This window comes from Microbacterium sp. Root180, from assembly GCF_001428485.1.
Taxonomy (GTDB): domain Bacteria; phylum Actinomycetota; class Actinomycetes; order Actinomycetales; family Microbacteriaceae; genus Microbacterium.
The window spans coordinates 214,009-233,074 of sequence record NZ_LMHS01000001.1 but is presented as its reverse complement, the minus strand read 5'-3'; the positions used below and the strand labels follow the sequence as shown (position 1 = coordinate 233,074).

Sequence of the window (19,066 nt, the reverse complement as noted above, 5' to 3'; positions counted from 1 at the left end):
GTGAGCGGCATCGCCGCGGGCGAGCGGGCGCTGCAGGAACTTCCTGCAGCGCCCCCTCCCGCCCGCAAGGAGTCAGCCTGGCGCCGACGCGACCGGTGGTGGGGATACCTCTTCGTCGGCCCGCAGCTGCTGGGCATGGGGATCTTCGTCATCCTCCCGTTCGCCGCGAGCATGGTGCTCGCCTTCACACGGTGGAACGGCCTGTCCGAGCTCGAGTGGGTCGGGTTCGAGAACTTCACCGCGCAGTTCCAGGACGAGCTGCTGTGGCGTTCGATCGCCAACACCCTCATCATCGCGCTGGTCACCGTCCCGATCGGGCTGAGCCTCGCGGTCGTCATCGCGGTCGCGCTCGAGAAGCTCAAGACGCGCACGCTCTACCTGATGCTCTTCTTCGCACCGGTGGTGACGAGCACCGTCGCGGTCGCCATGATCTGGCAGCAGATGTTCCGCTCCGACGGCGTGCTGTCCACGACGATCGCGAACGTCTTCGGAGTCGATCCGCCGGATTGGCTCGGCGATCCGCGGCTCGCCCTGCTCGCCGTGTGCATCGTCACGATCTGGGCATCGCTCGGCCTGAACGTCGTGATCTTCCTGGCCGGTCTGCAGAACATCTCGCCGTCGGTCATCGAGGCGGCGCGCATCGACGGCGCCGGTGCCGTGCGCATCTTCTGGAACGTGCGCCTGCCGCTGCTGTCGCCGATCATCTTCTTCTCGTCGGTCGTCGCGTTCATCTCCTCGCTGCAGACGTTCGACACCGTGTACGTGCTGGTCTCCAACGCCGGCCCCGACAACGCCACCCGCACGATCGTCTACCACATCTACGACCTCGGCTTCGGGCGCTTCGAGTTCGGTCCGTCCAGCGCGGCATCCGTCATTCTCCTGGTCCTCACCCTGATCATCACCGCGGTCCAGTTCGGCGCTCAGAAGAAGTTCGTCCACTACGAGGAGGACGCGGCATGAGCCCGGTCACTTCCCGCCTCACCGACGACACGCGCGAGCCGGTCACCGACTCCACGATCACACTCGCCGCCCCGGGGCGCCGCGCGCGGCCGGCGCCGGTCCAGGCCCGATCGAAGCGGCGGTTCGGCTCGATCGCACTGCACGTCGCGCTCGTCGTGGCGGGCATCGCGATGGTGTTCCCGTTCGTGTGGATGCTGCTCACGTCGTTCAAGACGCTGCCGCAGCTGCTGCAGGACCCGCTGAAGTTCCTTCCCGACCCGTGGACCCTCGACAACTACACCGAGGCGTGGACGGCCGTGCCGTTCGGGCAGGCCTACCTCAACAGCATCTACATCGCCGTGCTCGTGGTGATCGGCACACTCATCACCGCCGCCATGGCGGGATACGCGTTCGCCCGCATCCCGTTCCGCGGCAGTCGCGTGCTGTTCATCGTGTTCCTGGCGACGCAGATGATCCCGGCGCAGGTGACGCTCATCCCCTTCTACCTGCTCATGTCGCAGTTCGGGTGGGTGGACTCCCACCTGGCCCTCATCGTGCCGGGCATGCTGGCGAACCCTTTCGCGGTGTTCCTCATGCGTCAGTTCGTCCTGTCGCTGCCGAAGGAACTCGAGGAGGCCGCGATCATCGACGGGGCGGGGCGTTGGCGGATCTTCTGGAGCGTCGTGCTGCCCAATCTCAAACCGGGGCTGGCGGCGCTGAGCATCATCGTCTCGCTGAGCGTGTGGAACGCCTTCCTCTTCCCCCTCGTGCTGCTCAACACGCCCGATCTGTTCACCGTGCCCCTGCTGCTCACCTCTTTCCAAGGGCAGTTCGGCTCGGTCAACTACGGACTCGTCATGGCCGCATCGGCCATCGCGACGATCCCGATGCTCATCGTCTTCGTCATCGGGCAGCGTCGGATCCTCAACAGCATGGCCGCGTCGGGCCTCGGGGGCCGCTGATGGCGGACCGCATCACTCCAGAAGCCCTCGCAGCGTTCGCGGGCCGGCACCTCGACCTCGTGCGCGCACCGTTCACCCTGCCCTCGTCGAGAATCCTCGTGCTCCGCGGCGAGGCAGGCGTGCGCGTGCACACGTCCGAGTACGAGCGGCCGCTGGAGGACTGCCGCGTGCTGGACTCGCTGACGGTGACGGTCGCCGGGCCCACCCCCGGTGCGTTCCGCCCCGCCACGATCACGGCGGTCCTCCCCGATCGCGTCGAGTTCGAGGGCGGATCCGTCACTCTCGTGTTCGCCGGTCCGGATGCGCTGTCGCTGGGCGCGTCGTCGCCCGGATTCTCGGCGAGCTGGACGACACCGGACGGCCTCACGCGAGCGGCGCCGCTCTCCCCCGCGCTGCGCTTCGACGTCGCCGCAGACCGTCGCGTGCAGGTCGCGGCATCCGTCAGCCACCGCGCCGACGCCGATGCGGCACGGAGCCAGTGGCTGGAGTGGTTCGCACGGTGCCCGGTGGTGCGCGGCGACCTCCAGGAGATGACCGCACTGTGCTGGTGGGTTCTCGGCGCGAACATCGTCTCGCTGCCTCGCCTGCGGCCCCAGCTGGGCGATGTGCGCGCCGTGGTGCCCTCCAAGATCGGCTACGTGGGCCTGTGGCAGTGGGACGCCTATTTCATCGCGATGGGGCTGCGTCACGGGGCGCCCGACCTCGCGCGCGAGCAGCTGGATCTCGCGTTCGCCTTCCCCTCGGCCAACGGGCAGCTGCCCGATGTGGTGCACGAGGAGGGCGTCCTCGCGACGAGCGACGACCTGCCGGCCGCCGACCGCGATCGCCTGAGGCGCGCCGGTTCGCAGATCGCCGATCCGAATGCCCCTGTCCCGCTCACCAAGCCGCCGCTTGCGGCGTGGGCGCTGCGGGCCGTGCTCGACGCTCTTCCTCCCACACCCGACACCGAGGCGTGGGCTCGACGGCATCTCGCGACGATTCGCCGCTCGCAGGACTGGTGGTTCGCGGACTCCGACCTCGACGGCGATGGGATGCCGGAATACGGGCACCCCTACTCGTCGGGTCTGGACGACAGTCCGATCTTCGACGGTCCTCTCCCGACCACGGCGCCGGACCTCGGGGCGTATCTCGTGGTGCAGGACCTCGAGCTCGCGCGATTCGCCGAACAGTTCGGCGATTCCGACCCCGCCGCGCATCGCGCGCGGGCGCAGCGCACGATGGCGCGGCTGCTCGAGCTGTGGGATGCCTCGACCGGGGTCTTCCGCGCTCGCGCGGCAGGTCAGCCGGTGACCTCCGACACCATCGTCGGCCTCATGCCGCTGCTGACCGGCTGCCTCCCGGATCCCATCGCACGCACGCTCGTGGCTGCGCTGAGCGATCCGTCGCGCTACGGCACGCCGTGGGGCCTGCCGACGGTGGCTGCAGGCGACCCCGACTTCTCACCGGAGCGGATGTGGCGCGGACCGGTCTGGGTGAACACCAACGTCCTCGTCGCACGCGGGCTCGCGGCCTCGGGCCACGCGGATGCGGCCCGGCTGCTCGAGGAGCGCACGGCGGCGCTGGTGATCCACGGCGGAGGTCCGCACGAGTACTTCCATCCGTTCACCGGCGAGAAGGCTCGGACGGCGACCACGTCGTTCGGGTGGTCCGCCGCACTCTTCGTGGACCTCGCCGTGCGACTGTCCGCCGCCCGTTGACCGGCGCGGACGCGAGCCCTCGGGTCTCAGGCCACGAAGTAGGAGCTCGACGAGTTGTCGAGGATGCGGCGCATGCCGTGGATCCAGTTGTCGCGCAGCGCAGCGGTGGCGCCCGGGATGTCGCCGTCGGCGAGGTGCCGGGCGATCAGTGCATGCTCGGCCGCGACCCGCTCGACCATCACGTCGTCGGGTACCAGCAGCGACTCGTAGCGGTGGAACGCGCCGCGCACGCTCTCGATCTGGGCGAGCAGCCGCTCGTTGCGGCACGCCGACAGCATGAGCGCGTGCCACTCATCGTCCTTGGAGATGACGAGCGCGTGCTCGACCACCTCCTGGTCGAACTCGGCGGCGATCTCGCCCAGGCGCACCCCCAGCGCGCGCAGCTCGTCGCGGGGGCTGAGCTCCAGGGCGAGCCCCTCCAGTGCGGCCATGATGGGCGCGAGCTCCTCGAACTCGCGAGCGCTCAGCGGCACGAAGCGGAACCCCTTGCCGTTCTCGCTCTCGATCTGCCCCTCGCTCTCGAGTGCGATGAGGGCCTCGCGGAGCGGGGTGCGACTCACGCCGAGCTCGGCGGCGAGCTGCACCTCGTTGATGCCTTCTCCGGGGAAGACCTCGCCCGAACGCATACGCGCGAGCAGCTCGTCGCGGACCTGGGAGCGCAAGTTCTTGCGTTCGATCGCCATGATGTGTCCTTCGATGCCTGCGGAAAGCCTAGAGCTTGACCGACCCGGTGATCGGTTCTACGCTTGTGTATACAGAATACAGTGCGCAGGCCGTATGGGCCAGATCCCGTTCGCGACACACCGTATCCGTGCAGAGAGGAACCCGATGACGCCCGACCTCGCCCGCCCGCTCCGGCTGGAGTCCCTCGCCTACGGCGGCGACTACAACCCGGATCAGTGGTCCGAGGACGTGTGGGACGACGACATCCGCCTCATGCAGGAGGCGGGCGTCAACCTCGTGAGTCTGCCGATCTTCAGCTGGCCGCAGCTCGAGCCGGAACCGGGCGTGTTCGACTGGGGCTGGCTCGACCGCATCCTCGCGAAGCTGTGGGATGCCGGCATCCGCATCGACCTCGCCACGGCGACGGCGACTCCCCCGTCGTGGCTGCTGCGCGGGCATCCCGAGATGATGCCGATGGATGCCGATGGCTGCCGACTGGAGTTCGGGTCGCGACAGACCTACTGCCCGAGCTCGCCGGTGTGGCGCGAGAACGTCGCGCGCATGACCCGCGCGATGGCCGAGCGCTACGGCGATCACCCGGGCGTCGTGCTCTGGCACATCTCCAACGAGTACGGCGACCACACGTCTCGGTGCTGGTGCCCGGAGTCGGCACGGCACTTCCGGCGCTGGCTGCAGGGCCGCTACGGCGATCTCGACGGGCTCAACGAGGCGTGGGGCGTCAACGTGTGGGGCCAGCGCTACACCTCGTGGGATCACATCGAGACGCCGCGCCGAGCGCCGGGACCGATCAACCCGACGAAACTCCTCGACTTCGAGCGCTTCTCGTCCGACGCACTGCTGGAGCTGTTCCGCATCGAGGTCGACATCCTCCACGAGGTCACTCCCGGCATCCCGGTGACGACGAACTTCATGAGCATGTTCCGCGACCTCGACTACTGGGACTTCGCGGCGGCGGAGGACATCGTCACCGACGACGCCTACCCGGACCCCGCCGATCCGATCGCCCACGTGGGCGCGGCGCTCAACTACGGCCTCATGCGCGGCCTCAAGGAGGGCCGGCCCTGGCTCCTGCTCGAGTCGTCGGCCAGCGCGACCAGCTGGCGCGACGTGAACGTGCCCAAGCCCCCGGGGAAGATGCGCGTCGACAGCCTCCAGGCGGTGGCCCACGGCTCGGACGCGGTCATGTTCTTCCAGTGGCGCCAGGCCAAGTACGGCCAGGAGAAGTTCCACTCCTCGATGCTCGGTCATCGGGGCGAGGCGTCCCGGACCTATCAGGAGACCAAGGCCCTCGGCCTCGAGCTGCGACGCCTGGAGGAGGTGCGCGGAACTCGCGTGCGATCCCGGGTCGCACTCGTCGTGGACTGGGACTCCTGGTGGGGCTCGAGCGCGACCGAGTCGCTCCCGTCGCAGCGCCTCAACTGGGCGGGGCAGGCGCGGGCCTGGCATCGTGCGATGCATCTCATCGGCCACCCCGTGGACGCCGTTCGGGCGACCGGTCCGTTCGACGCGTACGACGTCGTGCTCGTGCCCAACCTGTACATCGCCGACGCCGCGCAGGCGGCGGCGCTCACGGCCTTCGCCGAGGCCGGCGGCCACGTCGTCGTCGGGCCGTTCTCCGGCGTCGTGGACGACACCGAGAAGGTGCACGACGGCGGCGCGCCCGGCCCGCTGCGGGCACTGCTCGGCATCGAGGTCGACGAGCAGTGGCCCCACGTAGACGACGCCCGCGAGCGCATCACGTTCGCCGGCGTCGAGTATGCCAATCCGACGTGGGCGGAGTGGATCGAGACGGATGCCGCCACCGAGGTCCGCGGCCGCTACACGACCGGCGAGCTGGCAGGACGACCCGCGGTGACGCGCCGCGGCGCCGGCGCGGGCACGGCCTGGTACGTGTCGGCGATCCTCGAAGACGACGGACTGGTCGCGGTGTTCCGTGACGTCCTCGCGGGCGCCGGACTGCCCGTGCGCGAGGTCCTCCATGTCGACTTCGAGAGCGTGACCCGATCGAGCAGCGACACCGACTACACCTTCGTCCTCAATCACGGACGCGATCCGCTCGCGGTCGTCGTGCCCGAGGGGGCGCGGGACCTCGTGACCGGTGCGACGACGCGGACGACGATGACGCTCGACCGTTACGGCGTGGCGGTGCTCGCCACACCGCGCGCTGCGGAGCCCCCCTTCCTCACCCTCTCCCCGCAACCCACCGATCGCCCGATCCAGAAAGCAGGATGACGTGACCGACGCGTTCGTGCACCCCTACATCCCGAACACCGCACCCGCCACGAAGGCCGAGATGCTCGCGACGGTGGGCGCCGCATCCGTGGACGAGTTCTACGCCGACGTGCCCGAGGGTCTCCGGGTCCCGGGACTCCTCGACCTGCCTGCGCCGCTCGCCGCGGAGCAGGACCTCGTTCGCCATGTCCGCAGCCTCCTTGCGAAGAACCGGTCGACCGACGACGTGCTCAGCTTCCTGGGCGGCGGCACGTACCAGCACCACGTGCCCGCCGTCGTGGACGAGGTGATCCGCCGCAGCGAGTTCCTCACCGGCTACGCCGGGGAGCCCTACGAGGATCATGGCCGCTTCCAGGCGCTGTTCGAGTACCAGTCGCTGATGGCCGAGCTTCTCGCGATGGATGTCGTCAACGTCCCGACGTACGACGGATTCCAGGCGACGGCGACCGGCCTCGCCATGGCCGGCCGGATGACCGGCCGAAAGAGGGTGCTGGTGTGCAGCGACGTGCTGCCCGCGAAGCTCTCGAAGGTCGTCGACTACGTGCGCGCCGACCTCGCCCTGCAGCACGTGCCGACACTGCGGGGCACCGCGGACGTCGACGCCGTGCGGTCCGCGCTGGGCGAGGACGTCGCCGCGGTCTGGATCGAGACGCCGAGCGCGACCGGGGCCGTGGAGGCGCGGATCGCAGAGATGGCGGATGCCGCACACGCGCTCGGAGCCGTCGTCGTGGTCGGCACCGATCCGATCGGCTACGGCGTGCTCACCCCTCCGGCTCTCCAGGGCGCCGACATCGTCACCGGGGACATCCAGTCGATCGGGCTGCACCAGTGGTTCGGGGGCGCGCACGCCGGGTTCATCGCGGTCCACGACGATCCCCGCTTCGTCATGGAGATGCCCTCGCGCCTGTTCGGCCTGGAGAGCACCACCGTGCCGGGCGAGTACGGCTTCGGCGACGTGGCCTACGACCGCACCTCGTTTGCGCACCGCGAGGAGGGCAAGGAGTGGGTCGGCACAGCTGCCGCACTGTGGGGCATCGCCGCCGGTGTGCACCTCGCCCTCCTCGGCCCGCAGGGCATGGCCGATCTCGGCGAGCTCCTCCTCGCCCGCACCCGCTACGCGCAGCTGCGCCTCGCGGCGGTGCCGGGCGTGACGCTCGACGACGACGCGCTGCATCTGCGCGAGTTCACCGTGTCGTTCGAGGGATGGGCGGCCGCCGACGTCGTCCAGGCGCTTCGGGCCGAGGGCATCGAGCCGGGCATCGCCGTCGGCGAGAACACCCTGCTGGTGTGCGTGACGGACGCCACGACCCAGGCCGACATCGACCGCCTCGTCGACGCCGTCGCGAGACTGACCCCGGCTGCGCAGGACGCAGCATCCGTCATCGCCCCCCAGGAGCAGATCGCATGAGCCTTCCCGTCGCCCCCAAGCCGCGTCCGCGCCGGTTCCACCAGGCGAGCTGGGACGAGCCGATCATCTTCGAGCTCAGCACGCCCGGCGAGCGCGGCGTGATCGTGTCTGCGGTCGAGACCGGCGTGCGCGACGCTGTCGGCGACGTCGTGGCGGCGCTTCCCGACGGGATGCGCCGCGCGAGTGCGCCGGCGCTGCCGGAGATCGGACAGATGCGCGTCCTGAAGCACTACCTGCGGCTGTCGCAGGAGACCCTCGGCTCCGACTTCAACGTCGACATCGGCCAGGGCACGTGCACGATCAAGTACTCGCCGAAGGTCAACGATCAGCTCATCGAGGTGCCGCAGCTGCGCGACCTCCATCCGGCTCAGGATCCGGGCGACGTGCAGGGCGCCCTCGAGATCACGTGGCGGCTCGAGCGCATGATCGCCGAGCTCTCGGGCATGGATGCGGTGTCCCTGCAGTCGCCCGGCGGGTCGGCCGGCATCTGGACCAACATCGCCATGATCCGCGCGTACCACGCCTCGCGCGGCGAGTCCGATCAGCGGGACGAGGTGATCACGACCATCTTCAGCCACCCGTCCAACGCCGCGGCGGCGAAGGTCGCCGGCTACAAGGTCATCACGATCTACCCCGACGCCGACGGCTATCCCGACCTCGACGCGCTGAAGGCCGCGCTCTCGACGCGGACCGCGGCGATCATGGTCACCAATCCCGAAGACACCGGCATCTACAACCCCGCGATCAAGGAGTGGGTCGATGCGGCGCACGCCGTCGGAGCGCTCGCGTCGTACGACCAGGCGAATGCGAGCGGCATCCTCGGCATCACCCGCGCGCGCGATGCCGGATTCGACGTGTGCCAGTTCAACCTGCACAAGACCTTCTCGGCGCCCCACGGCTGCGGCGGACCGGGCGCGGCCGCCAACGCCGTGAGCGCCGCGATGGAGCCCTTCCTTCCCGGCCCCCGCATCGAGCGGACCGGCGAGGGCTTCGTCGTGCACGAGCCCGGCGAATCGTCGATCGGCCACGTGGCTCCCGGGTTCGGTGTCGTGCTGCACGTCGTGCGCGCGTACGCATGGATCATGGCGCTCGGAGCCGAGGGCATCCGCGCCGCATCCGAGATCGCGGTGCTCAACAACAACTACCTCCTGCACCATGTCACCCGGATCCCCGGGGCGTCCGCTCCGTATGCGACCGGGCGGCGGCGCATCGAGCAGGTGCGGTACTCGTGGGAGTCGCTGTACGAGCAGACCGGCATCACCAGCGAGGAGATCGGCATCCGCATGGCCGATTTCGGCTTCCACTACTGGACCAGCCACCACCCGTACGTGGTGCCGCAGCCGTTCACTCTGGAACCCACCGAGTGCTACTCCAAGACGGAGATCGACGAGTACGTCGCAGCGCTCGCCGAGGTCGCACGCGAGGCGCGCGAAGAGCCCGAGGTTGTGCGCACCGCCCCCCATAACCAGACCGTGCACCACACCCACCACGACGATCTCGACGATCCCGAGCGGTGGGCGATCACGTGGCGCGCCTACCGCCGGAAGCATTTCGGCGAGGTCCCGATCGACGCTGTCGCGTAGGCGCATGCTCGGTCTCGTCGTCAACCCCATCGCCGGAATCGGCGGCCCGGCCGGCCTGGCCGGATCGGACGGTGCCGATGTGCAGGCCCTCGCGCAGGAGCGCGGGGGTGCGGCTCGCGCCTCCGCACGGGCGGCGCTCGCGCTCGAGGCCGTGCCGCCCGGCACGGCGGTGCTCACGGCGGCCGGTGCGATGGGGGCGGATGCCGCGGGCGCGGCAGGACTGGACCCCACGGTCGTCTACAGCCCGGCATCGTCTGCCGCCGCAGGCCCCGACGCCCCGCCCTCGACCCCTGCCGACACGACGGCGGCCGTACGGGCTCTCGTCGAGGCCGGAGCCACGCTCGTCCTGTTCGCGGGCGGCGACGGGACGGCACGGGATGTCGCCGCCGGGCTCGACGGAGCCTCCGAGCTCGCGGCGCTCGGCATCCCCGCGGGCGTCAAGATGTACTCGCCGGTCTTCGCGGTGAGCCCGCGCGCGGCGGGAGCTGTGGCGGCGGCCTGGGTCGACGGCGGGCTGCCCCTGCAGGAGCGCGAGGTGCTCGATGTCGACGAGGCCGCGCTGCGGCGCGCGCGCGTCGAACCTGTCCTCTACGCCACGATGAGAGTCCCCTACCGAGCCGGGCGCACGCAGGCGCGCAAGTCCGCCACGCCGGCCACCGAGCACGCGGCGGTGGTCGCGGCGGCGCGGGCCGCAGCATCCGCTCTCCGCCCCGGTGTGCGCTACCTGCTCGGCCCCGGGGGGACCATGTCCGAGGTCGCCCGAGCGATCGGGATCGACAAGACGCCGCTCGGCGTGGACGTCGTGCTCGACGGGCGCATCGTGCGCCGCGGCGCCTCGGAGCGCGAACTCCTCGACGAGATCGGCCGCGGACCCGCGAAGGCCGTCGTCTCGGTCATCGGCGGCCAGGGCTTCCTGCTCGGCCGCGGCAACCAGCAGCTTTCGCCCCGCGTCCTGCGCGGGCTCGGGCCCGATCCGCTGGTCGTCGTCGCCCCCGAGTCCAAGCTGATCGAACTGCAGGGGCGCCCCCTGCTGGTGGACACCGGAGATGCCGTCGCGGATGCCGCGATCGACGGCTTCGTCCGCGTGATCACCGGGCCCGCAGCATCCAGTTTCTATCCTGTCCACGCACCCGAACTCACGGAGGAACCCCATGCGTCTTGAAGGAAAGAAGGCCATCGTCACCGGCGGCGCGGGAGGCATCGGCCGCGCCGCGTCGCTCGCCCTCGCCGCCGAGGGCGCCGCCGTCGCCGTCGTCGACCTGAACGCCGAGGCGGCCGAAGCGGTCGCCTCCGAGATCCGAGCGGCCGGAGGCACCGCGATCGCGCTGGCCGCCGACGTGTCGAGCGAGGTCGACATCGAGCACGTCGTCGCCTCGACGGCGGCGGAGTTCGGCGGGATCGACGTCGTCTTCAACAATGCGGGCATCATCCGCCGCACGACTGCCGTCGAGACGACCGTCGAGGAATGGGACCGCGTCTTCGGGGTCAACGTGCGCGCGGTCTTCCTGATGTGCAAGCACGTCGTGCCCCTCATGGCGGCCGCCGGGGGCGGCTCGATCGTGAACACAGGCTCGGGCTGGGGCCTGAAGGGCGGCGGTCAGGCGATCTCGTACTGCGCGTCCAAGGGCGCGGTCGTCAACATGACCCGCGCCCTCGCGATCGATCACGGACCGCAGGGCATCCGCGTGAACTCGGTGAATCCCGGTGACGTGGACACCGGGATGCTGCGCGACGAAGCGCGTCAGCTCGGGCAGGGCGAGTCGGGGTTCCTGGCCGAGGCGGCCGATCGTCCGCTGGGCCGCATGGGACAGCCGCACGAGATCGCGGCTGCGGTGGTGTGGCTCGCGAGCGACGAGGCGTCGTATGTCACCGGCGCCGCGCTCGTGGTCGATGGGGGCGGCATCGCCTGACCCTCCGGGAGTGAACGCGGGCCCGCCTCCGAGGAGGCGGGCCCGCGTTTCGGGACGGGACGCCGCCTCAGTCGGCCCAGGTGCCTTCCGCGCCCGCCGGGTCAGGCAGACGCAGTCCGCCGGGGATCGACTTGCCGCGCACGCCGTTGACGAGCTCGGTCGAGTACGAGTACACGAGGACCGAGAGCGCGATCGCGTCGGTGTTCACACCGAGTGCCTCCAGGCTGACGTTCTCGATGTCGTCGCACTCCTGGTGGTAGCACGGGTCGAGCCACTCATCGGCCGTCCCGCCCCAGATCTCGGCCTGCTCGGCCGTCTTCACGTCCTCAGCACCCGTGAACAGACCACCCGCGGGAATGCCGTTGAGGATGAAGGCCTCGTAGTCGCTGCGCCCGCTGAACTCGGCGTCGTCGTAGGGCGTGTCGATGCTCGTGAAGTAGCGCTCGAAGAGGTCCTCGATCTGGATCGAGCCTTCGGGCACCACCACCGGCGCCTCGAACGTGGACTCGTCGCCGTCGTACACCATGTAGATGTAGTTCGGCGAGGCGACCATGTCGAAGTTCAGGTAGAGCGCGATGCGGTCCTTCTCGGCCTGGCTGAGCCCGGCGACGTACTCGGTGGAGCCGATGAGGCCTTCCTCCTCCGCACCCCACCACGCGAAGCGCACGGTGTTCTGCGGCTTGAGCTTGCTGATGCTCTCGGCGACCTCGAGCAGCGCCGCCGACCCCGAGCCGTTGTCATTGATGCCGGGGCCTTCGGGCACCGAGTCGAGGTGCGCGCCGGCCATGACGACGTTGTCGTCGTTGACACCGGGCAGTTCGGCGATCACGTTCTTCTGCGGGTGGTTCTCGGACTCCGGCTTCACCACGCGTGCGGTGGAACCCGGAACGGCGAGCGCAGCGCCGGAGGCGAAGTCGGTGGCGATCACGGGGATGTCGAGCGGATCGGGGTTGGCCCCGATGAGCGTGACGTTCGTGATCATGCCGGAGCGTTCGGGGGTGTTCCCCTGGTTCATGATGATGACCGCCTCGGCGCCGGCGTTCTGCGCGTTGCGCGCCTTCACACCGAACTCGCACGTTCCGCGCTGGATGAGCGCGATGTCGGCCGTGCCCGAGAAGTCGAGCCCGGCGAAGTCCGCGGCCTCGCACCCGCTGGTGACCGGATCACGCGGCATGGCGAGCACGAGGTCGACCGGGATGACCTGACCGGTCACCGTTCCCGACCCCGATCCCTCGGAGAAGTTGCCGGCCGCCAGGGCGACGTTCTGCGGCGTCAGCTGCTGCAGCTCTGCCGGCGGCTGATAGGCGTAGTCGAACTCGTCGATCGACACCTCCCAGCCCGCAGCCTCCATCGTCTCGACGACGTAGTCGACGCTCGCCTCGTATCCGGGGGTGTCCGCGGCCCGGTTGCCGCCGTTCGCGGTCGCGATCTCCTGGAACGCCTCGAGGTGCTCGAAGGCGCCCTCCGCCGTGACGCACTCGAGGAGCTTCGAGACGGTGTTGTTGTTGCGGTTGTCGCACTTGGCGGCGGGTGCTGCTGTGGCGGCGGCCGGGGCGATGGCCACGGCCAGGACCGTCGCCGTGGCTGCGGCGAGCGCCAGCCCGGCTCTGCGTGTCATGCGGGATCGATTCATGTTCTCTCCTTCACGAGGGCGCTCCTCTTCGAGCGCCGTGCGCACGAACTCGCCACCGGGGCGTCCGCGCGCGGGACGGATGCCGGATCGGCATCCTGGCGCCGAGGCTAGACGCGCCCCGGAACGGGCGGAAGTGCCCGCCGCGACTTCTCATCCGAGCCTCATGCGACGTCACAGTGACCGCACGCCCGTCCCGCTGCCGCTACTGTCGTGCCGTGCGCCTCGGAGTTCTCGACATCGGTTCCAACACCGTCCACCTGCTCGTGGCCGACGTCCGGCCGGGCGGTCGCCCGCTCGCCGCGACCAGTCAGCGCACGGTGCTCAGGCTGATGCGCTACCTCGGTCCCGACGGCGAGATCACCGCCGAAGGAGTGACGGCGCTCGTGGACGCCGTGACCGAGGCGCGCCGCGTGGCGGCATCCGAGAACGTCGACGAACTGCTCGCCACCGCGACGTCCGCCGTGCGCGAGGCGGCGAACGGCCCGGAGGTCATCGCGCTCATCGAGAACGCGCTCGGCCAGCCGCTCCAGGTGCTCGGCGGCGAGACCGAGGCGCGGTACACCTTTCTCGCCGTCCGCCGCTGGTTCGGCTGGGCTGCGGGGCAGGTGCTGCTGTTCGACATCGGCGGCGGCTCGCTCGAGATCGCGGCCGGAGCGGACGAACTGCCCGAGGCTGCGGCATCCGTCCCCCTCGGGGCGGGACGCATGACCGTGCAGTTCCTGCCCGACGACCCGCCCGGCGAGGACGCGGTCGAGCGGCTGCGTGCCCACGCCCGTGCGACGCTGGCTCCCGTCGCGGCCGAGTTCCGCGCGCTGGCACGCCCCGACCACGTGGTCGGCTCGTCGAAGGCGATCCGCTCGCTGGCCAAGCTGGTCGGATACCCGGTGCCGGGATGGTCGGGAATCGAGCGGATGCTGCTCCCCCGCGCCTCGCTCGGCTCATGGATCCCGCGCCTCGCGAAGATCCCGGCGAGCGCGCGCCAGGAGCTGCCCGGGATCACGCCGGACCGCACGTTCCAGATCGTCGCGGGCGCTGTCGTGCTGCACGAGGCTATGCGGGCGCTCGACGTCGACGAGCTCGAGGTGTCGCCATGGGCTCTCCGCGAGGGCGTGCTCCTGCGCTACATCGAGTCGCTGTCGTGGAGCGCGCCGCCGGCCTGACCCTGCCCCGCACCCCGTGCCCCAGCGAGTCGCCAAGACACGCCGGTGGCACGCGCGAGGTCGGCGCGACTCAGCGACTCAGCGACTCAGCGACTCACAGCGCCAGGCGCTCGCGCACGACCTCGGCGAGAGCGTCGGCGTGACGACGGGCGTCCTCGGCGGACGCGGCCTCGACCATGACCCGCACGAGCGACTCGGTGCCGGACGGGCGCAGCAGCACGCGGCCGGAGTCGCCGAGCTCGGCGACCGCGGCGGCGACGGCATCCGACACGCCCTCGTCGGAGTTCGCGCGCGAGCGGTCGACGCCCTTCACGTTGACGAGGACCTGGGGGTACACGGTCATGATCGATGCGAGCTCCGCGAGGGACTTGCCCTGTCGAGCCATCTCACCGACGATGTGCAGCCCCGTGAGGAGTCCGTCGCCGGTGGTGGCGAACTCGCTCATGATGACGTGGCCGGACTGCTCGCCGCCCAGCGAGAACCCGCCCTCGTTCATGCGCTCGAGCACGTAGCGGTCGCCGACAGAGGTCTGCTCGACGCGGATGCCGTGTTCGGCCATCGCCCGGTGGAGCCCGAGGTTGCTCATGACAGTGGCGACGAGGGTGTCGCCCGCGAGGTGCCCGCGGTCCTTCATCGCCACCGCGAGGATGGCCATGATCTGGTCGCCGTCGACGATCGCGCCGTCGGCGTCGACGGCGAGGCAGCGGTCGGCGTCCCCGTCGTGCGCGATCCCCACGTCGGCTCCGTGGGCGAGGACTGCTTCTGCGAGCTTGTCGAGATGCGTCGAGCCGACGCCGTCGTTGATGTTGATGCCGTCGGGGTCTGCCCCGATGACGGTGACGCGGGCGCCGGCATCGCGGAACGTCTCGGGGGAGACTCCGGACGCCGCGCCGTTCGCGCAGTCGAGGACGACGTGGATGCCGTCGAGACGGTGCGGCAGCGAGCCCAGCAGGTGGACGACGTAGCGGTCCTCCGCGTCGGCGAACCGGCGGATGCGTCCGACAGCCGCACCGGTGGGCTGCAGCTTGGGGCCGGCCATCGCGTGCTCGATGCGCTGCTCGACGACATCGGGGAGCTTCACCCCGCCGCGCGCGAAGATCTTGATGCCGTTGTCGGGCGCCGGATTGTGCGAGGCCGAGACCATGACACCGAAGTCGGCGTCCATGTCCGCGATGAGGAACGCGGTCGCGGGAGTCGGCAGCACGCCGGCGTCGAGCACATCGACGCCCGACGAGGCGAGGCCGGCTTCGACCGCGGCGGAGAGGAACTCACCCGAGATGCGCGGGTCGCGCGCGACGACAGCGGTCAGCCGCTTGCCGGCGGCGCGCCGCGCCTCGGCAGAACGACCCTGGCCCAGGACGACGGCCGTCGCCTGAGCCAGGGACAATGCGAGATCGGCGGTGAGGGGGCCGTTGGCCAGCCCCCTCACCCCGTCCGTGCCAAAGAGCGGCATACGGAACGAGAGCCGATCAGCGCTTCGAGTACTGCGGCGCCTTGCGGGCCTTCTTGAGACCGGCCTTCTTGCGCTCGATGACGCGGGCGTCGCGCGAGAGGAAGCCGGCCTTCTTGAGGGCCGGGCGGTTGTTCTCGGCGTCGATCTCGTTGAGCGCACGGGCGATGCCGAGGCGCAGCGCGCCGGCCTGGCCCGAGGGGCCGCCGCCCTGGATGCGCACGATGACGTCGTACGCGCCGGTCAGGCCGAGAACCGTGAACGGGTCGGTGATGAGCTGCTGGTGGAGCTTGTTCGGGAAGTAGTCCTCGAACGCGCGGCCGTTGACGGTGATGGTGCCCGAGCCGGGGATCACACGCACGCGGGCGATTGCCTGCTTGCGGCGGCCGACCGCGCCGCCCGAGACCGAGAGCACGGGGCGCTCGGCCACGACGACGGTCTCGTCGGCCGGGGTCTCGGTCGAGTAGTTGGTGGATTCTTCGATGTTCGCCACGAGTATGTCCTTAGTCTGTACGGCGCTTACTGGGCGACCTGGTCGAGGGTGTACGTCTTGGGAAGCTGGGCACCGTGGGGGTGCTCTGCACCGCGGTAGACCTTCAGCTTGCGCAGCTGCGCCGCACCGAGGCTGTTCTTGGGGAGCATTCCGCGGATGGCCTTCTCGACGGCGCGCTCAGGGTTCTTGGTGAGGAGCTCGTCGTACGTGATCGACGTCAGGCCGCCGGGGTAGCCCGAGTGGCGGTACGCCTTCTTCTTCTGGAGCTTCTGACCCGTGAGGGCCACCTTCTCGGCGTTGACGATGATGACGAAGTCACCGGTGTCGATGTGGTTCGCGAAGGTCGGCTTGTGCTTGCCGCGAAGCAGGGCGGCGGCGTGCGAGGCGAGGCGGCCGAGGACGACGTCGGTTGCGTCGATGACCAGCCAGTCGCGCTGGGTCTCGCCAGCCTTGGGGGTGTAAGTGCGCGTCACAATAGTGCTGCTTTCTTGATTCGAACGGAGAGGTTCGTGAATCCCGCTCCGGGGTGGTTCTGTCTCTCGAGGAGGACCGAACACGCCAGTGGAGGGCTCACGTTCGTGGTGCCGGGTCAGCTGAGCCGCACACCAAACGTCAAGTCTACGGCATCCGAAAGCACTGACCAAACCGGTGAGAGACGCGCTCCCGTCCGGGCTCCTCGCTATCCTCGTCGACATGCCGCCCGCCGTGCCGTCGACCTCGGTCCAGCGCACCTACCGCTATCTGCGTCTGGCCGTCGCCGGTACGGTCGTGGTCATCTACGTCTCCGTCGGGCTGGCCGCGGCATCCGTCGGCTGGCTCGCCTCGGTGAGCGACTACTTCTACACGCCCGCGCGCAACGCGTTCGTCGGGGCCCTCATCGCCGCCGCGCTCGCCCTGGTCGCGCTGTCGGGCCGCGGCGCCGAGCGGGCCCTGCTCGATGCGGCCGCGCTCTTCGCCCCTCTCATCGCTCTCGTGCCCACCACGCTCGCCCCGGGCAGCGTTCCCGGCGTCGTCGTGCCGTGCGTGCATCGGTGCTTCCCGCCGGAGTTCGCAGCGGATGCCGCGAACGGCGTCGCGACGTACCTCGTGGTCGGCTTGCTCACGATCCTGGTCGGCGTCCTGCTCGCCGCGCTCCGGCAGGTGTCGCTCGAGACCGTCGGATTCAGCCTCGTGAGCAGTACAGCCGTGCTCGTCGTCGTCGGTGCGCTGTGGCTGTTCGCGCGCGACGCGTTCCTCGCCCAGGGACACTTCGTCGCCACGATCGCCTTCTTCGGCTTGTTCGCGTCGGTAGCGGTCATCAACGCGTTCCCTCGTCGCGGGGATCCTCCTCCGATGGTCTTCCGCGCGCTCTATGTCGCGATCGCCCTCGGGCTGGTCGCGGTGCTCGTCGTCTACGTGGCGCTGCTGCCCGACTCCGACGCGACCGGTGTTCCGGTCGTGCTCCTGGCCGAGGCCGCGGCGCTGACGCTGTTCTTCGCCTTCTGGGTGGTGCAGGGGATCGAGAAGTGGAACGACGGCGATCCGAGCATCCGCCCCGCCGGAGTCGATCTCGGCACCTGAGCGCCGCCGGTAGGATGTGGCCGTGCGGCAGGGTGCCGCGGTCTGGAGCGCTCGTGCGCCTGTCGGTTATCGGCTGCGGATACCTCGGAGCGGTCCATGCGGCCGCCATGGCCTCGATCGGGCACGACGTCGTCGGCATCGACGTCGACGCCACTCGCATCGAGAGCCTCTCCCGAGGCGAGGCGCCGTTCTTCGAGCCGCATCTCGACGACCTCCTGACGGCGGGGCTCGCGTCGGGAAGACTGCGCTTCACAACCGACATGGCGGAGGCATCCGGAGCCGCGGTGCACTTCCTCGCCGTCGGCACACCTCAGCAGAGCGGCGGCCATGCGGCCGATCTGACCTTCGTCGACGCCGCCGTCGATGCCCTCGTCCCCCACCTGAGCCCCGGTGACATCGTCGCCGGCAAGTCGACGGTTCCCGTCGGCACGGCGGCACGGCTCGCGGCGGTCGTCGCGCGAGCCGGCGCAAGCCTGGTGTGGAACCCCGAGTTCCTGCGCGAGGGCTGGGCGGTGAAGGACACCCTTGAGCCCGATCGCCTCGTCGTGGGCGTGGGACCGGACGGCGCGGGCGTCGACGCGCTGCGCGAGGTGTACAGCCTCGCGGTAGAGGCGGGAACACCGTTCATCGTCATGGAGTGGCCCACCGCCGAACTCGTCAAGGTCGCCGCGAACGCGTTCCTCGCCACGAAGATCTCCTTCATCAATGCGATGGCGGAGATCGCGGAGGTCACCGGCGCGGACGTCACCCAGCTCGCCGATGCGATCGGCTACGACGAGCGCATCGGTCGTCGCTTCCTCGGCGCGGGGATCGGCTTCGGCGGCGGCTGCCTGCCGAAGGACATCCGCGCGTTCGCCGCGCGCGCCGAGGAACTCGGGCGAGGCGAGTCGATCGGATTCCTGCGAGAGATCGACGCGATCAACCTCCGCCGACGCGAGCGCGCGGTCGAACTCGTGGTCCAGGGTCTGGGCGGCTCGGCGTTCGACAAGCGGGTGACGCTGCTCGGAGCCGCGTTCAAGCCCTTCAGCGACGACATCCGCGACTCCCCCGCGCTCGACGTCGCCGTGCGCCTGCGCGGACTCGGCGCCCACGTCACCGTCACCGACCCGGCAGCGCTCGCCAACGCCCGGCGGCAGTATCCGCAGCTGACGTACGTCGACGATCGGGACGAGGCGCTGCGCGACGCGGACTGCGTCGTGCTGGTGACCGAGTGGGACCTGTATCGCCGCGAGCTCACCCCGGAACACACCTCGTCGCTGACTGCGGGCCGAGTGGTCGTCGACGGACGCAACGGATGGGATGCCGCGGCCTGGCGCGCCGCCGGCTGGACCTACCTGGGCATGGGCAGGCCCTGA

16 protein-coding genes are annotated in these 19,066 nt (G+C 70.2%); 11 read left to right on the top strand and 5 right to left on the bottom strand.

Features of this window, described 5'->3' with window-relative positions:
• Genes ASD93_RS01075 through ASD93_RS01065 form a run of 3 tightly spaced genes read left to right on the top strand, consistent with a single transcriptional unit; the run spans position 1 to position 3,598 of the window.
• Positions 1 to 960, top strand: coding sequence for a carbohydrate ABC transporter permease (locus tag ASD93_RS01075; RefSeq protein ID WP_056117748.1), 960 nt, complete (start codon positions 1 to 3; stop codon positions 958 to 960).
• Positions 957 to 1,901, top strand: a complete 945-nt coding sequence (locus ASD93_RS01070; protein WP_082569098.1) for a carbohydrate ABC transporter permease — start codon at positions 957 to 959, stop codon at positions 1,899 to 1,901. The genes ASD93_RS01075 and ASD93_RS01070 overlap by 4 nt, the downstream gene beginning before the upstream one ends.
• Positions 1,901 to 3,598: an amylo-alpha-1,6-glucosidase gene (locus ASD93_RS01065; protein ID WP_056117746.1), complete on the top strand. Its 1,698-nt coding sequence runs from the start codon at positions 1,901 to 1,903 to the stop codon at positions 3,596 to 3,598. The genes ASD93_RS01070 and ASD93_RS01065 overlap by 1 nt, the downstream gene beginning before the upstream one ends.
• Before the next feature lie 26 nt (positions 3,599 to 3,624).
• Here the strand turns inward: ASD93_RS01065 and ASD93_RS01060 are convergent, their stop codons facing one another.
• Positions 3,625 to 4,281, bottom strand: coding sequence for a GntR family transcriptional regulator (locus tag ASD93_RS01060; RefSeq protein ID WP_056117744.1), 657 nt, complete (start codon positions 4,279 to 4,281; stop codon positions 3,625 to 3,627).
• A gap of 145 nt (positions 4,282 to 4,426) precedes the next feature.
• Here ASD93_RS01060 and ASD93_RS01055 point away from each other — a divergent pair, with 145 nt between their 5' ends.
• From ASD93_RS01055 to ASD93_RS01035, 5 genes are read left to right on the top strand one after another with little or no spacing between them, the layout of a single operon-like run.
• Positions 4,427 to 6,514: a beta-galactosidase gene (locus ASD93_RS01055; RefSeq protein ID WP_056117742.1), complete on the top strand. Its 2,088-nt coding sequence runs from the start codon at positions 4,427 to 4,429 to the stop codon at positions 6,512 to 6,514.
• A gap of 1 nt (position 6,515) precedes the next feature.
• On the top strand, positions 6,516 to 7,922 hold the full coding sequence (gcvPA, locus tag ASD93_RS01050; protein ID WP_082569097.1) for an aminomethyl-transferring glycine dehydrogenase subunit GcvPA: 1,407 nt from the start codon (positions 6,516 to 6,518) through the stop codon (positions 7,920 to 7,922).
• On the top strand, positions 7,919 to 9,505 hold the full coding sequence (gene gcvPB, locus ASD93_RS01045) for an aminomethyl-transferring glycine dehydrogenase subunit GcvPB (RefSeq protein ID WP_056117741.1): 1,587 nt from the start codon (positions 7,919 to 7,921) through the stop codon (positions 9,503 to 9,505). The genes gcvPA and gcvPB overlap by 4 nt, the downstream gene beginning before the upstream one ends.
• Before the next feature lie 4 nt (positions 9,506 to 9,509).
• Complete coding sequence (locus tag ASD93_RS01040) at positions 9,510 to 10,667, top strand: ATP-NAD kinase family protein (RefSeq protein ID WP_082569096.1); 1,158 nt, start codon at positions 9,510 to 9,512, stop codon at positions 10,665 to 10,667.
• Positions 10,657 to 11,415: an SDR family NAD(P)-dependent oxidoreductase gene (locus ASD93_RS01035; RefSeq protein ID WP_056117738.1), complete on the top strand. Its 759-nt coding sequence runs from the start codon at positions 10,657 to 10,659 to the stop codon at positions 11,413 to 11,415. Before ASD93_RS01040 ends, ASD93_RS01035 begins: the two co-directional genes overlap by 11 nt.
• A 67-nt stretch (positions 11,416 to 11,482) precedes the next feature.
• On the opposite strand, the gene ASD93_RS01030 is transcribed toward ASD93_RS01035, so the two are convergent.
• On the bottom strand, positions 11,483 to 13,033 hold the full coding sequence (locus ASD93_RS01030; RefSeq protein WP_235566843.1) for a M20/M25/M40 family metallo-hydrolase: 1,551 nt from the start codon (positions 13,031 to 13,033) through the stop codon (positions 11,483 to 11,485).
• A 230-nt stretch (positions 13,034 to 13,263) separates the two neighbouring features.
• Between ASD93_RS01030 and ASD93_RS01025 the strand changes: the two genes are divergently transcribed.
• Positions 13,264 to 14,208 (top strand): Ppx/GppA phosphatase family protein, encoded by a 945-nt coding sequence (locus ASD93_RS01025; protein ID WP_056117734.1) that lies wholly within the window; start codon positions 13,264 to 13,266, stop codon positions 14,206 to 14,208.
• Between the two features lie 94 nt (positions 14,209 to 14,302).
• On the opposite strand, the gene glmM is transcribed toward ASD93_RS01025, so the two are convergent.
• The 3 genes from glmM to rplM are packed head-to-tail and all read right to left on the bottom strand — an operon-like array spanning position 14,303 to position 16,624.
• The gene (glmM, locus tag ASD93_RS01020; protein ID WP_056117732.1) at positions 14,303 to 15,661 is read right to left on the bottom strand and encodes a phosphoglucosamine mutase; all 1,359 of its coding nucleotides are present in this window, start codon (positions 15,659 to 15,661) and stop codon (positions 14,303 to 14,305) included.
• Positions 15,662 to 15,677: 16 nt separating this feature from the next.
• On the bottom strand, positions 15,678 to 16,151 hold the full coding sequence (gene rpsI / locus ASD93_RS01015; protein WP_082569095.1) for a 30S ribosomal protein S9: 474 nt from the start codon (positions 16,149 to 16,151) through the stop codon (positions 15,678 to 15,680).
• 26 nt (positions 16,152 to 16,177) lie between these two features.
• Entirely contained in the window at positions 16,178 to 16,624 is a 447-nt protein-coding gene (rplM, locus tag ASD93_RS01010) for a 50S ribosomal protein L13 (RefSeq protein WP_056117730.1), read from the bottom strand.
• A gap of 220 nt (positions 16,625 to 16,844) precedes the next feature.
• Between rplM and ASD93_RS01005 the strand changes: the two genes are divergently transcribed.
• Complete coding sequence (locus tag ASD93_RS01005; RefSeq protein WP_056119004.1) at positions 16,845 to 17,711, top strand: hypothetical protein; 867 nt, start codon at positions 16,845 to 16,847, stop codon at positions 17,709 to 17,711.
• Between the two features lie 53 nt (positions 17,712 to 17,764).
• The gene (locus ASD93_RS01000; RefSeq protein WP_056119001.1) at positions 17,765 to 19,066 is read left to right on the top strand and encodes a UDP-glucose dehydrogenase family protein; all 1,302 of its coding nucleotides are present in this window, start codon (positions 17,765 to 17,767) and stop codon (positions 19,064 to 19,066) included.

Excerpts from the sequence above, each read along its gene's own strand:
- ASD93_RS01070 (WP_082569098.1), top strand. The coding sequence starts at position 957 with ATGAGCCCGGTCACTTCCCGCCTCACCGACGACACGCGCGAGCCGGTC.
- ASD93_RS01065 (WP_056117746.1), top strand. The coding sequence starts at position 1,901 with ATGGCGGACCGCATCACTCCAGAAGCCCTCGCAGCGTTCGCGGGCCGG.
- ASD93_RS01060 (WP_056117744.1), bottom strand. The coding sequence starts at position 4,281 with ATGGCGATCGAACGCAAGAACTTGCGCTCCCAGGTCCGCGACGAGCTG.
- ASD93_RS01055 (WP_056117742.1), top strand. The coding sequence starts at position 4,427 with ATGACGCCCGACCTCGCCCGCCCGCTCCGGCTGGAGTCCCTCGCCTAC.
- gcvPB (WP_056117741.1), top strand. The coding sequence starts at position 7,919 with ATGAGCCTTCCCGTCGCCCCCAAGCCGCGTCCGCGCCGGTTCCACCAG.
- ASD93_RS01040 (WP_082569096.1), top strand. The coding sequence starts at position 9,510 with ATGCTCGGTCTCGTCGTCAACCCCATCGCCGGAATCGGCGGCCCGGCC.
- ASD93_RS01035 (WP_056117738.1), top strand. The coding sequence starts at position 10,657 with ATGCGTCTTGAAGGAAAGAAGGCCATCGTCACCGGCGGCGCGGGAGGC.
- ASD93_RS01030 (WP_235566843.1), bottom strand. The coding sequence starts at position 13,033 with ATGACACGCAGAGCCGGGCTGGCGCTCGCCGCAGCCACGGCGACGGTC.
- glmM (WP_056117732.1), bottom strand. The coding sequence starts at position 15,661 with ATGCCGCTCTTTGGCACGGACGGGGTGAGGGGGCTGGCCAACGGCCCC.
- ASD93_RS01005 (WP_056119004.1), top strand. The coding sequence starts at position 16,845 with ATGCCGCCCGCCGTGCCGTCGACCTCGGTCCAGCGCACCTACCGCTAT.